This window comes from Mesorhizobium sp. B2-7-1, assembly GCF_006440735.1.
Classification (GTDB): domain Bacteria; phylum Pseudomonadota; class Alphaproteobacteria; order Rhizobiales; family Rhizobiaceae; genus Mesorhizobium.
The window spans coordinates 69,430-81,668 of sequence record NZ_VFUA01000007.1; the positions used below are offsets into that span (position 1 = coordinate 69,430).

Consider the following 12,239-nt stretch of genomic DNA (forward strand, 5'->3'; position numbering starts at 1 on the left):
TCGCTCCTTGCTTCGCCCATGGATGACGAAAGGACAGGCGTTTCAGCCAACTTTCGAAACATGCGCTGGCGTGTAACTTGTAAGCCTTGCGTCATCGCTGGCGCCGCGCATCATTGGAATACAGACTCCCGGCCGATAAGGCTAGGTGAGGCTGGGCTAGGGAGGGACCATGCGAGACGAACGGCCGAAATCGATCCTGCGCGAATTCCTCGATGGCGAGGCCGCCGGCGGCATCATCCTGATGGTGGCCGCCGCGCTCGCGCTGATCGTCGCCAATACGCCTCTGGCTGCAACCTATTTCGCCGTCCTGCACGCCTATCTCGGGCCGCTCAGCGTCTCGCACTGGATCAATGACGGGCTGATGGCGGTGTTCTTCCTGCTGGTCGGGCTGGAGATCAAGCGCGAGATGCTGGACGGCCAGCTCTCGACCTGGCCTCGCCGCGTGCTGCCGGGCATCGCCGCCGCCGGCGGCATGGTGGTGCCGGCGCTGGTCTATGTCTTGATCAACCGCAACAATGCGGCCGCGCTCTCCGGCTGGGCGATCCCCACCGCCACCGACATCGCCTTTGCGCTCGGCGTGCTCTCGCTGCTCGGCAGCCGCGTGCCGGCCTCGCTGAAAGTCTTCCTCACCGCTCTCGCGATCATCGACGATCTCGGCGCCGTCATCATCATCGCGCTGTTCTACACAAGCGGCCTGTCGCTCGCTTATCTGGCCGCCGCCTTCGTCGTCATCGCTCTGCTGGTCGTGCTCAACCGCATGCGGGCCATGAAGCTCTGGCCATACCTGCTGCTCGGCGCGCTGCTGTGGGTTCTGGTGCTGAAGTCGGGCGTGCACGCCACGCTTGCCGGTGTGGCGCTGGCGCTCACCATCCCGCTGGAGCGTTCTCCCGGCATCAGCCATGATACAGAACATTCGCCGCTGCACCGGCTGGAGCACGGCCTGCATAAGCTCGTGCCCTTCATCGTCATCCCGATCTTCGGCTTCGCCAATGCCGGCGTCTCGCTCGGCGGCGTGAGCTTTGCGGCACTTGTCGAACCGCTGACGCTGGGCGTCGCCGCCGGCCTTGTGCTGGGCAAGCTGGTCGGCGTCTTCGGCTCTTCGGCGCTCGCCATCCGCTTCGGCCTCGCCGACCTGCCGGTCAATGCCGGCTGGCTGCATATGCTGGGCATCTCGCTGCTTTGCGGCATCGGCTTCACCATGAGCCTGTTCATCGGCCTGCTCGCCTTCGCCAGCGACCCGGCGCTGCAGGACGCGGTGAAAGTCGGCATTCTTGCCGGTTCGCTGATTGCCGCGCTGGTCGGCGCCGCCGTGCTGCTCATGGCGCCGGCGGCCGGCGGGGTGGACGAGGATCTGGGCTAAGGCAGGCTGGGTTCCGGCGGCAGGCCGAAGGCCGCAAACAAGCTGGGACCGAGCGGCGGGACATAGATCGTCAGCACGGCGATCCTGTCGCCGGTCGGCTCGATGACATGCAGCGAATGCGGCCGCCACTTGGAATCCTGGCGGCCAAGCGCGTAGACGCCGACGGCCGGCTGGGTGTTGGCGCCGACGGCCACCGCGCGATAGCCGGCAAAATTACCCCAGACGCTTCCCAGGAAAGCGCCGATGGCAGGACGTCCGAAGTACCATTCCCGCCAAGGCGGCATGTGGTAGACGGCGTCTTCCTTGAGCAGCTCGACGAGCCCGTTCAGATTGTTGGCCTGCCAGGCCCGCATATAGCGTTCGAGAAGCACGCCTTCGTCCGCGCTGGGCCGCGACCGTTGCGGCGGGCGCACCTGGCGGCCACCCAGCGTCGCGCGGGCCCGCTGCAAGGCGCTGTTGATCGAGGCGGTCGATCCGCCCAGCAGTTGCGCGGTCTCGATTGCGGACCACCCGAGCACGTCGCATAGCAGCAAGGTTGCTCGCTGCCTCGGCGGCAGCAGCTGGATCGCCGCGACGAAGGCGAGCCGCACGGCCTCGCGGGCTTCGTAGCGCGCTTCCGGACCGGGCCTGTCGTCGGCAATGTCGGGCAGTTCCGCGTCCGGATATGGCTCCAGCCAGGTGAGTTCGATGGCCGGGCCGCCGGTCGCTCTTCCTTCGGAAGGCGGCCGTCCGGGCTGCTCGAGAATGCGCCGCGTGGATGCCCGTGCCTTGATCGCATTGAGGCAGCTGTTGGTGGCGATCGAGTAGAGCCAGCCGCGCGCCGAGCCGCGTCCGTCGAATTGCGACCGTGCGCGCCAGGCCTTGAGGAACGTCTCCTGGACGAGATCGTCCGCCTCGTTGAGCGAGCCCATCATCCGGTAGCAATGCAGCTTGAGCGCGCGGCGGTGGGCGACGCTCAGGCGCTCGAAGGCCAGCCGGTCGAGGGCCGGCTGGCCTGGCCGGCCCAAAGGCCGGGTAGGGCCGGAAGCGTCAGTCATGCGGAGCCCGGAGAGCTGAATTCGGCCGCCATCCTGCGCGCCTCATGCCGTCGCCGCAAGGCCGCTGCCGCTCACCGTGAAGGAACTGCCTTGCGGCTTGCCCGTCACGAGCTGGATCACCGCCTGTCCGACATCGGCCGGCGTCTGCATGTCGCTCATGCTGGCCAGGAAGTCGGCCGGGCGGATGCCCATATAGGCCGCAATGCCGTCGATGCCGCGATCGCCGACTCCGGTGCCCGGCATAATGCGGGCCGGTGAAAGCGCCATGAAGCGCAGGCCGAGGCCGAGCCGGTCCGATTCCTTCTGGCAATGGCCGGCCAGGAATATCTGCATGCGCTTTGCGCCGGCATAGCCGCCCGAATTCGGCGGGCCGCCGCTGATGGCGGCGCCGCTGGCGATCAGCAGCACACGGGCTCCGGGCTTGAGCCGGCCCTTGAGAGCTTCCCGGCAGAACAGGAACGACGCCTTGACGTCCATCTCCCAGTTGGCCGAGAAGACCTCCCAGCTCTGCTCCTGGATCGGCGCGGCCGGGGCGAGCGCGCCCGCGCAGACCACCAGCACGTCGGGCGCCAGCGCGTCGAAAACCACTTGCGGCGCGTCTTCCGCCGTCGCGTCGGCGGCCAAGGTCTTCAGGGCTGGCCGTTCCCAGGCGAGTTGCTTCAGGTCGGCCGCGCCTCGGGCGACGGCAAGCACGGTCGCTCCCGCGTCAAGCGCTGCTTCCACGATCGAACGGCCGACACCGCGGCTGCCTCCGACGACGACGACATTCTGGTTTTGCAGGGATTTCATGCTTCACCTCTTTTCCAGGCCGCCGGCCATCCGGACGCGCATGTAGGTGAAGACAAACGGGATCGGCGGAAATCATCGGTGCGAGGCGAAAATTCTCGCCGACCTCGCGCGGGGGGAACCTGACCTACTCGCTCTCGCCGTCCAGCGCCGGCACCGCGACGCCGGCAAGCTCGGCTGCCAAGAGCCGCGCGGCGCCCGCTCGGGCAATCCGCAGCATCAGCGCCTTGCGCGTCGCGGCCGCCATGCGGTGCTCCGGCGCCTCGCGCAGGATCTCGGCGCCATAGCCGTCGGAAAGGATGAAGCCGCATTCCTCGGGGAAAATGTCCTGCGGGACGCCGGGATGGGTGGCGAAGAAGAAGCGGTCGGAATGCAGCCGGTAGTCAGGCCATTTGCGGTCGACCCGGAAATCCTCGATCGAGGATTTGATCTCGATGATCCAGATGTCGCCCTGCCTGGTCAGAGCCACGAGATCGGCCCGCCGCCCGGTGGCGAGCGAAAGCTCCGGCAGCACATGCGCGCCCATCTCGGTGAGCAGCCGCTGCACGCCGCGCCGCACCAGCATGGCGCGCTCCGACTGGCGGCCGTCGATCAAAGGGTTGAGGGGAATCGGGGAAACGATGGGCATGGGAGGCACCATGCCAGATTTTGTTCACGGTTTGAACCCCTGCAGGTCGGGCGATTATCTGGTTGACAAACCAAGCCTTTCATAGGATAATAATCCTATACAGCGGCTATATCGCTCGCGCCTTCACAAGGCGAGATCAAAAAATCCTTAGAAATGTCGCCTTTGATCCCAATGAGTTGGCTTGCTATGTCAACAATGCTGTCATATCTACGGCTGGTGAAAGCTTCCCTTTCATGCCAATAATGGAACCAAGGGACAGTCATGGGGTTACGGTAGACCCTGGATAACGGCACGTTAACCGCCAGAGTTTAAACGTAAATGTCCTGTGGGGAGAACTAGATGGCCGTCATGATGGAGCGATTCGCCGAGTCACTAGGCTGGTACACAAAGCGCGAATCAATGCGCGCGGCCACTACCGTGCGCGAAGAGAAACCGGCCCAGCACATGGTCGGGGAATACTGCGCTGACTACAGCGGTCTTTCAGAAGACCAGTTGAAAGAGACTGACGCCGAAATGGATGCGTTCATCCACAAAAGTAGACTAGTTTCTGAAAAGCGCGGACTGTGATACGTCCACCCTATGGGGTGGACATTCCTTGAGATAGAGACATTGCCGGAACCGGGCGACATCGTCTGGTGCAAGTTCCCCTATACTCGCGGCAAGCCCGGCCCCGTTGCGCGCCCTACGTTGGTTCGCGCCAATGCTGTCTACGAGAACCCCGAAACAGGGACACTCTACGGCTCAGTTGAAGTTTCCTACGGCACGGGCGAATTCACGGAAGAGCAGGAAAAAATCGACCTAGTCATAAAAAACTGGGACGCCGTTAAGCGCTGCGGGCTGCATAAGCCGACTCGCTTCTCTCTCGATCCAGCAAACAGGAAAAATCTTATCTGGTGCGAAGAGTTCTTTGTCCCGTCCGACTATCTACGCGATGCACAGGTACATATTGGCCGACTTGGAGAAGCTGAAACTGCGCAGATGCGCGAACGCCTGATCCGACGCGGCCTTCTGGCGGCCGAGAGCTGACCTAGTCAGCTTTGCGCTTCCGTCGCGCCAGCGAGTAAGCCGTTTTCATCCGCTGCTTTGGGGCTGGTTCGTCGACTCGATCTCAGCGGGGACCGTGCATTGCACCCTGATTTGCAAAAGCTGTCTGCCAGTGATGTCGCGGACTGTGCAAACGATATCGCTGGTCTTTGCGCTTAGCAGCATTCGGCGAGCGATTTCGAAGGCTTGTTCCTTGGCCTCCTTCAGCGCCCTCAGTTCTTTCCCTCGGGCGTCGTGGTAGACATCCCCGCTATGGGAGAGCTCAAAGAAATATCTGGCCATGACGCATAACAAACGTCGCTGCCGGGAGAAAAAGTCCAGCCTTTTTAGATGGTGGCCCGGTGTTGCGTGCGTGGGCCGGACAAGCGATCAAGAGATGTCTGTCAAATAGATAATCGCCGCGGGTCGCGATTATCGGCCGGTTCCTTCAACGGTCGGTGGCACAAAAGGCAGCGGTGAAGCATATGTCCGCGGCGATGCCCCCTACTACGAGTCCCTCGCTCGAAATTCATCCGCCAGAAGCCTGGCAAGGTGGTCGCGGCTCAGGCTCAATGTCTCTTTCAGGAACCACAGGAAGTTGCTCGGGCCGTCTGTCGGCAGGCCGTTTTCTTCCGCCTGGGTGATGACCGCGCGCTGGCGCTCGATCCGCTGTTCGATCTCGCGGATGTGCTGCTCGACCCGTCCGATGTCTTCCTGGAGACTCATGGCCGGCAATCTCATTGTGCACGATCGTCAAGATAGCACCAAACCGGAAATGCGTGGAGCGTAAAGCCAAGCGGGATGCTTGGCCCTGGTTCACGCAAGATTAGGTCTTGCTAACCATATCCCTTGGCAGCAATCTCGCCCTGAGAGGATTTCCCCATGACCCGCGATCAGATGCTTGCCCACCTCCGGTCCGCCGACGCCGTCGCGCGCGAGGCGGCGGCGCACGGGCATCATCCGTTCGGCTGCGTGCTGATCGGGCCGGACGATCGCGTTTTGATGCGGCAGGGCAATCTCGACACGGTGCGCCATGCCGAGACGGAGCTCGCCCGCCGCGCCGCGGCGGCCTATGAGCCTGAGTTCCTGTGGCAATGCACGTTGGTCTCGACCTTCGAACCGTGCGCGATGTGCGCCGGCACGATGTACTGGGCGAATATCGGGCGCCTGGTCTATGGGGTCGAGGAAACCAGCCTCCTGGCGCTCACCGGCGATCACGAGGAGAATCCGACGATGAACCTCGCCTCGCGCACCGTCTTCGCCTCCGGCCAGAAAAAGATCGAGGTGTTTGGTCCTTTCCCCGAAATCGCGGACGAGCTGCTCGCCCCGCACCGCGATTTCTGGAAGCGCTGACGCGGTCTCAGAAGCGGGTGTTTCCCGCCTCGTTGAACCGATAGACGAGCGAGAACGAGAGCGTCTGCACTTTCGGCTTGAAGGCGATGGCGCTGTCCGGGGCTCCGGTGGCATCGACATACATGCCGGCGCTTTTGCGGCCGTAGTCGGCGAAGCGGTATTCGGTCTTCATGAACCAGCCCGGTGAAGCGATGCCCGTGAAGTCGAGCGTGTTTTCGACGCCGCCGCCGACGAACCAGCCGTCATAATGTTGTCCGGCAACGCTCAAGGGCACGAGCGGTGTCGGGTCGAGGCCGGATCCCGTGAACTCGGCGTGGCTGTAGCCGCCATTGGCATAGATCAGCACGTCCGGCGTTGCCAGCACGCCGAGGCGAAGTCCCGCGGCAAGGTTCAGCCTGTTGCTCGTGGTGCCGGAATATTGCTCGAAGGGCGCCCGGATCGTGCCCCGGATGTCGCCGAACTGAGCGTCGGCGTAGGCGCCGGCCAGCCAGGAAGGGGCAAATTGCCAGTCATAGCCGCCGCCCACAGTGGCAAAGCCGCCGCTCCCTGTGGTCTGCTCGGATGGTCCGGGCGCGGGAAAGCCTCCGAAATCGGTGTACTGGTCGGCGCTCCACCATCCGAACCCGCCGCCGGCCGAAAGATAGAACCCGCTCCAGTCCCGGGCCGGCGCTTGCCCCGCGGCATTCATGTCGGCCGCTGATGCCGCCGGCGGCAACATGCTCACGATGACGATACCGGCCGCGCGCAAAACTCTCATGCAAATTCCTCGAAGTTGATCCTGGCACGTGCAGCCATGGCTGATTTCGCGGCTGCCGTCTTGGACCGGCGGGCTCCGGCATTGGATGGGCGGGCGTGGTTTGAAATCGATCGGGAATGTGGCGCGGCTGCAACGAATACCGATCCAAATGATCGCGGCTTGGACTGGATGGCTCTAGAATTGGACTGGCGAGCCCGATCGCTTCTTTTTGGCCGATCCGCGCCGCGACGGCCGTGCTAGGCTGAGCACGGGGCAAACAGATTTCCGCCAATGCAGAAGATCGATTTTTCGTCGGACAGCCTGCCAGCGCATCTGAGCGACAAGGATCGCTTTCGCCTCTGGCGCGACATGTGGATGGAGCAGCTCGGCGCGGCCGAGATCAGGCATGCCGAGGACAAGCGCTTCGCAACGGCGACGAAGATGCGCTTCCTCGGCGACCTCCGCGTCGGCCTGTTCGAGACCACGACCGAGTACTATGTGCGCACGCGCCGGCATGTAGCCAACGATCGCGACGATATCTTCGTGGGGTTTTACCGCAGCCCTAAGCCGCAGGTCTGGTCGGTCGCCGATTGCGATCTGTCGCTGCTGCGCGGCAACGGCATCGCCTACAACGTCGCCCAGCCCTGCCGCAGTTTCACCGACGGCGTGACCGCCTGGGTGCTGGCCTCGATCCCTCGCGCCTCGCTGCTCAGCATGGTGCCGCATGCCGACGACCGCCCGGTGACGCGGCTCGACCCGGCAAACCCCGCCGTCCGGCATCTGGAACGCACGATCGACTTCCTGCTGCAATCCGAGGAGCTGGACGGAGAGCCGGCGCTTTCGCGGCAGGCCGGGACGGCGCTGGCCGATCTGATGGTGCTGGCGCTGGGAGCCAAGGGCGATGCCGCGGAGATCGCGACCGGCCGCGGGCTGCGCGCGGCACGGCTTCGCGAAGCCGTGGCGGTGATCGAGGCGCGTTTTGCCGATCCGGCGCTGTCGACGGAGATGGTCGCCCGCGCGATCGGTCTGTCGCGTCGCTATCTCAACACGCTTCTGCTGGAGAGCGGCCGCACCTTTGCCGAACGCGTGCTGGAGCTGCGCCTGCAGAAGGCATCCGCCATGCTGTCGGATATCCGCAACGACGCCACGAGGGTGAGCGACATCGCGCTCGCCGCGGGGTTCAACGACGTGTCCTATTTCAACCGGCGGTTCCGGGTTCGGTTCGGCGCTTCGCCCACGCAATATCGCGGCGGGTAGGGCGGGGGCCTGTCAGGCGGAGAGCTGGTCCACCGCGCCAGCCATATCGTCCAGGATCGGGCAGTCCGGCCGGTGGTCGCCGTGGCAGGCGTGGATCAGTGTCTGCAGCGTCGAGCGCATCGACTGTAATTCGCGCACCTTCTCCTCGATCGCCCTGACATGGGCGGCGGCGATCTCGCGCACGTCGTGGCTGGCGCGGTCGCGGTCCTGATAGAGCGCCATCAGCTGCCTGCAATCGTCGATTGAGAAGCCGAGGTTGCGCGCGCGGCGCAGGAAGGCGAGCCGGTGGATGTCCTCGCCGGAGTAATCGCGATAGCCGTTCCCGGCCCGCGCCGGACGGATCAGGCCGATCTCCTCATAGTAGCGGATGGTCTTGGCCGGCAGGCCGGAACGCTCGGCGGCATCTCCGACATTCATGGCGCTCTCCTCGAATTCCAGGCGGCTCTCTGAGTCGCCTCATTGATTTTGCTTCACAATCCCGTGAGGCCTGTTGCGGAAATGCCGCAGTTCGGCACTTACCAGCACGTAAGGTCTTGCATATAGGCAGTGCGCGCTTGGCAAGCAAAAGAAATGCCAGCATGAATGATGGCAAGAAGGCGGCCGACTCGTGCCGCTGCCATAGAGACGGGGCGTCGGACCTATTCATGCGCTTGAAGTCATTTGCAATCCTCGCCGCTCTTGCGCTGTCGACCGCGATCAGCGGGTGCAGCACCATCGGTGGGCAAATGTTCACCAACAACTATGGCGCGATGACCGATGCCGGTTATCAGCTGCCGCGCATCCCGATCGAGAAGGTCCCCGCCAGGTACCACCGCCAGGAAGTGCGGTATGATTCTTCGGAGAAGCCGGGCACCATCATCGTCGATACCCAGAACAAGTTCCTCTATTTCATCGAGGGCGACGGCATGGCGATGCGCTATGGCATCGGCGTCGGCCGCGAGGGTTTCGAGTGGCACGGCACGGCCCATATCGCGCTGAAGCGCGAATGGCCGACCTGGACGCCGCCTTCGCAGATGATCAAGCGCCAGCCCGAGCTCGCCAAGTTCGCCGGCGGCATGGAGCCGGGCCTGAAGAACCCGCTCGGCGCGCGCGCCATGTATCTCTTCAACAAGGGCGGCGACATGGGCTACCGCCTGCATGGCAGCCCGGAATGGTTCTCGATCGGCAAGGCGATGTCGTCGGGCTGCATCCGGCTGATGAACCAGGACATTATCGATCTCTACGACCGCACGTCGGTCGGCGCCAAAGTCATCGTGATGTGATCACGAAGGCCGAGGCCAAAAGCTTTCGCAAGCGGACCGTCTAGGCAACAACAAGACGTCCAAGAACAGAAAACCGGGCTGGGGGCCCGGTTTTTTGTTTTTGTGGTTTGCTGGAATATCGCGGCGCGACGCCCTTTTAAGAGTTCGCCCTGCTGAATCCATATGGCTTGGTTTTCGAGAACCGGAGCGGAGCGTACTTTAAGTACGTAAGCACCGGAAGCGCAGAAAACCGAGCCAGATGGTCAGCGGGGTAGAACTACAATGGCGTCAGGCGACCTGCTCGACCTGCTGGACCTCCGGAACGAAGTGGCGAAGCAGGTTCTGGATGCCATGTTTCAGCGTCGCCGTCGAGGACGGGCAACCGGCGCAGGCGCCCTTCATATGCAGGAACACGGTGCCGTTCTCGAAGCCGCGGAAGGTGATGTCGCCGCCATCCTGGGCGACCGCCGGGCGCACACGCGTGTCGAGCAGTTCCTTGATGGTCAGCACCAGCTCTTCGTCTGCCTTGTCGTAGAACTCGCCGGTCTCGCCGACGTCGCTCGTCGGAGCGGTCGAGGCCATGACCGGCGCGCCGGACATGAAGTGCTCCATGATGGCGCCGAGGATCGCCGGCTTCAGGTGCTGCCAGTCCGGGCCGTCCTTGGTCACGGTGATGAAATCATAGCCGAAGAAAACGCCGGTGACGCCCGGGATCTCGAACAGACGGCCGGCCAGCGGCGAAGCCTCCGCCGCGGCTTCGGCGTTGCGGAAATCGGCCGTGCCTTCGCGCAGCACTTCCTTGCCCGGCAGGAATTTCAGCGTCGCCGGGTTCGGCGTCGATTCGGTCTGGATGAACATGGGTATCTCCAGGCCCTTCGCGGGCCGATAGTTTGGAATAATTCTAAATAGGCTCTATCGGCTGGACATTCAAGCGAAACGCGTCGCTAGGAACGGCTGGCTGGCGGAATGTTTTTTCGACCCCTCATCCACTTGAGATGTGTTGAGATTCAGGTCAGGCCGAGTCGAGAACGGTGGTTTCGAGAACCGGAGCGGAGCGTACTTGAAGTACGTGAGCACCGGAAGCGCAGGAAACCGCCGTTCGCAGGCCGGCCTCACCTGAATATCAGCACATCTCAGGCTAAGCTGTCGATCTCCTCATCCGACAGATTCTGCGGCACCACCGTCACCGGGATGGGGAAAGCGGCGCCCTTGCCGGCCACCGCGCCGACCAGCGGCCCGGGGCCTTCCTTGCCGGCGCCAGCCGCCAGCACCAGGATGGCTATGTCCTGGTCGTCCTCGATCAGCTTGTGGATTTCTTCCGTGGGCTTGCCTTCGCGCACCACCAGCTCCGGCTCGATCCCGACATGCTGACGCACCTTGTTGGCGTAGCCGTCGAGCGCTGCGCGGGCTGTCGCCGTGGCTTCCTCGCGCATGATCTTTTCCACGCCCAGCCAGTGCTGGAAATCGTCCGGCTCGATGACGTAGAGCAGCACCAGCACGCCGCTGGTATGCTGCGCCCGTTTCGAGGCGTAAGCGACGGCGCGCTCGCATTCCGGCGTATCGTCGATGATCGCCAGGAATTTTCTGCGATGCCCGGCTTCTCGGCTGAGGCGTTTGGAGACCATGTCTATCTGCTCGGTATGGTTTCGGCCGCAATCTGCCACTGCCGCGAACCGGCGGCAAGCCGCCGTCCGGCGTGACGGTGGTCCCTGGAGCAATTCCAGGAGACTGGTCGATCAGTCCTGCAGCAGGCCGATGATGTCGCGCACCGTCTTCATCGTGCCCTCGGCGAGCCCCCGCGCCCTGTTGCCGCCATCCTTGAGCACGGCGTCGACATAGGCGCGATCACCCTCGATGCGGCGCATCTCGGAAGCGATCGGCGCCAGCTTCTCCACGGCAAGGTCGGCCAAAGCCGGCTTGAACACGGAGAACTGCTGGCCGCCATATTCCTTCAGCACGTCTTCCTTCGAGATCTCGGCGAGGCCGGCATAGATGCCGACGAGGTTTTCGGCCTCAGGCCGGCTTTCCAAGCCGTCTATCTCGCTCGGCAAGGCTTCCGGGTCGGTCTTGGCCTTGCGGATCTTCTTCGAGATCGTATCGGCATCGTCCGTCAGGTTGATGCGCGACAGGTCCGACGGGTCCGACTTCGACATCTTCTTCGAGCCGTCGCGCAGGCTCATGATACGCGCCGCCGGACCGCCGATGACCGGTTCGGTGATCGGGAAATAGCCGTTCACCGTCTCTTCGCCGACTTGCATCTCGACGCCGACGCCGAGCGCCGCGATCTTCTCGGAGAAGTCGTTGTTGAATTTCTGGGCGATGTCGCGGGTGAGCTCCAGATGCTGCTTCTGGTCCTCGCCCACCGGCACATGGGTGGCGCGGTAAAGCAGGATGTCGGCGGCCATCAGGCTCGGATAAGCGAGCAGGCCGAGCGAAGCGTTCTCGCGGTCCTTTCCGGCCTTGTCCTTGAATTGCGTCATCTTGTTCATCCAGCCGATGCGCGCCACGCAGTTGAAGATCCAGGCCAGCTCGGCATGCTGCATGACCCGCGACTGGTTGAAGACGATGTGCTTCTTGGGGTCGATGCCGGAGGCGAGGAACGCCGCGGTGATCGAGCGCGTCTGGTCGCCGAGATCCTGATGGACGAGCTGCGCCGTCAGCGAATGCAGGTCGACGACGCAGTAGATGCAGTCGGACTGTTCCTGGAGGGCGACGAATTTCTTGATGGCGCCGAGATAATTGCCGAGATGCAGGTTGCCGGTCGGCTGGACGCCAGAAAAGACGAGTGGCTTGAAGGCGGACATGAGTTCCTCATGGC

15 protein-coding genes are annotated in these 12,239 nt (G+C 63.5%); 6 read left to right on the plus strand and 9 right to left on the minus strand.

Going from position 1 to position 12,239, the window contains the following annotated elements; genetic code table 11:
* The first annotated feature begins 169 nt into the window (after positions 1 to 169).
* A complete protein-coding gene (nhaA, locus tag FJ471_RS04885; RefSeq protein ID WP_140802035.1) occupies positions 170 to 1,360 on the plus strand; it encodes a Na+/H+ antiporter NhaA in 1,191 nt (396 codons plus the stop codon).
* Here the strand turns inward: nhaA and FJ471_RS04890 are convergent.
* The 3 genes from FJ471_RS04890 to FJ471_RS04900 all read right to left on the minus strand — a co-directional run bounded on the left by FJ471_RS04890 (position 1,357) and on the right by FJ471_RS04900 (position 3,811).
* Positions 1,357 to 2,397: an RNA polymerase subunit sigma-70 gene (locus FJ471_RS04890; protein WP_140802036.1), complete on the minus strand. Its 1,041-nt coding sequence runs from the start codon at positions 2,395 to 2,397 to the stop codon at positions 1,357 to 1,359. The genes nhaA and FJ471_RS04890 overlap by 4 nt on opposite strands.
* 42 nt (positions 2,398 to 2,439) lie before the next feature.
* The gene (locus FJ471_RS04895; protein ID WP_140802037.1) at positions 2,440 to 3,186 is read right to left on the minus strand and encodes an SDR family oxidoreductase; all 747 of its coding nucleotides are present in this window, start codon (positions 3,184 to 3,186) and stop codon (positions 2,440 to 2,442) included.
* Between the two features lie 124 nt (positions 3,187 to 3,310).
* Positions 3,311 to 3,811 (minus strand): MmcB family DNA repair protein, encoded by a 501-nt coding sequence (locus FJ471_RS04900; protein WP_181177496.1) that lies wholly within the window; start codon positions 3,809 to 3,811, stop codon positions 3,311 to 3,313.
* 339 nt (positions 3,812 to 4,150) lie between these two features.
* Here FJ471_RS04900 and FJ471_RS04905 point away from each other — a divergent pair, with 339 nt between their 5' ends.
* Complete coding sequence (locus FJ471_RS04905) at positions 4,151 to 4,378, plus strand: hypothetical protein (RefSeq protein ID WP_140802039.1); 228 nt, start codon at positions 4,151 to 4,153, stop codon at positions 4,376 to 4,378.
* Between the two features lie 42 nt (positions 4,379 to 4,420).
* On the plus strand, positions 4,421 to 4,837 hold the full coding sequence (locus FJ471_RS04910; protein ID WP_140802040.1) for a hypothetical protein: 417 nt from the start codon (positions 4,421 to 4,423) through the stop codon (positions 4,835 to 4,837).
* Positions 4,838 to 5,341: 504 nt separating this feature from the next.
* On the opposite strand, the gene FJ471_RS04915 is transcribed toward FJ471_RS04910, so the two are convergent.
* Entirely contained in the window at positions 5,342 to 5,575 is a 234-nt protein-coding gene (locus tag FJ471_RS04915) for a hypothetical protein (RefSeq protein WP_140802041.1), read from the minus strand.
* Positions 5,576 to 5,716: 141 nt separating this feature from the next.
* Between FJ471_RS04915 and FJ471_RS04920 the strand changes: the two genes are divergently transcribed.
* The gene (locus FJ471_RS04920) at positions 5,717 to 6,187 is read left to right on the plus strand and encodes a nucleoside deaminase (protein WP_073987685.1); all 471 of its coding nucleotides are present in this window, start codon (positions 5,717 to 5,719) and stop codon (positions 6,185 to 6,187) included.
* Between the two features lie 7 nt (positions 6,188 to 6,194).
* Here FJ471_RS04920 and FJ471_RS04925 read toward each other — a convergent pair whose 3' ends face one another.
* Positions 6,195 to 6,944, minus strand: a complete 750-nt coding sequence (locus tag FJ471_RS04925) for an outer membrane beta-barrel protein (protein WP_140802042.1) — start codon at positions 6,942 to 6,944, stop codon at positions 6,195 to 6,197.
* Positions 6,945 to 7,214: 270 nt separating this feature from the next.
* Between FJ471_RS04925 and FJ471_RS04930 the strand changes: the two genes are divergently transcribed.
* Entirely contained in the window at positions 7,215 to 8,180 is a 966-nt protein-coding gene (locus FJ471_RS04930; protein ID WP_140802043.1) for a helix-turn-helix domain-containing protein, read from the plus strand.
* A 12-nt stretch (positions 8,181 to 8,192) separates the two neighbouring features.
* On the opposite strand, the gene cueR is transcribed toward FJ471_RS04930, so the two are convergent.
* The gene (gene cueR, locus FJ471_RS04935; RefSeq protein WP_140802044.1) at positions 8,193 to 8,597 is read right to left on the minus strand and encodes a Cu(I)-responsive transcriptional regulator; all 405 of its coding nucleotides are present in this window, start codon (positions 8,595 to 8,597) and stop codon (positions 8,193 to 8,195) included.
* Between the two features lie 227 nt (positions 8,598 to 8,824).
* Here cueR and FJ471_RS04940 point away from each other — a divergent pair, with 227 nt between their 5' ends.
* On the plus strand, positions 8,825 to 9,442 hold the full coding sequence (locus FJ471_RS04940; protein WP_140802045.1) for a L,D-transpeptidase: 618 nt from the start codon (positions 8,825 to 8,827) through the stop codon (positions 9,440 to 9,442).
* Between the two features lie 267 nt (positions 9,443 to 9,709).
* Here the strand turns inward: FJ471_RS04940 and FJ471_RS04945 are convergent, their stop codons facing one another.
* From FJ471_RS04945 to trpS, 3 genes are all read right to left on the minus strand, one after another.
* Complete coding sequence (locus tag FJ471_RS04945) at positions 9,710 to 10,279, minus strand: NifU family protein (RefSeq protein WP_140802046.1); 570 nt, start codon at positions 10,277 to 10,279, stop codon at positions 9,710 to 9,712.
* Positions 10,280 to 10,554: 275 nt separating this feature from the next.
* Entirely contained in the window at positions 10,555 to 11,046 is a 492-nt protein-coding gene (locus FJ471_RS04950) for a universal stress protein (RefSeq protein WP_140802047.1), read from the minus strand.
* Between the two features lie 111 nt (positions 11,047 to 11,157).
* Entirely contained in the window at positions 11,158 to 12,225 is a 1,068-nt protein-coding gene (gene trpS / locus FJ471_RS04955; RefSeq protein WP_140802048.1) for a tryptophan--tRNA ligase, read from the minus strand.
* Between the last annotated feature and the right edge of the window lie 14 nt (positions 12,226 to 12,239).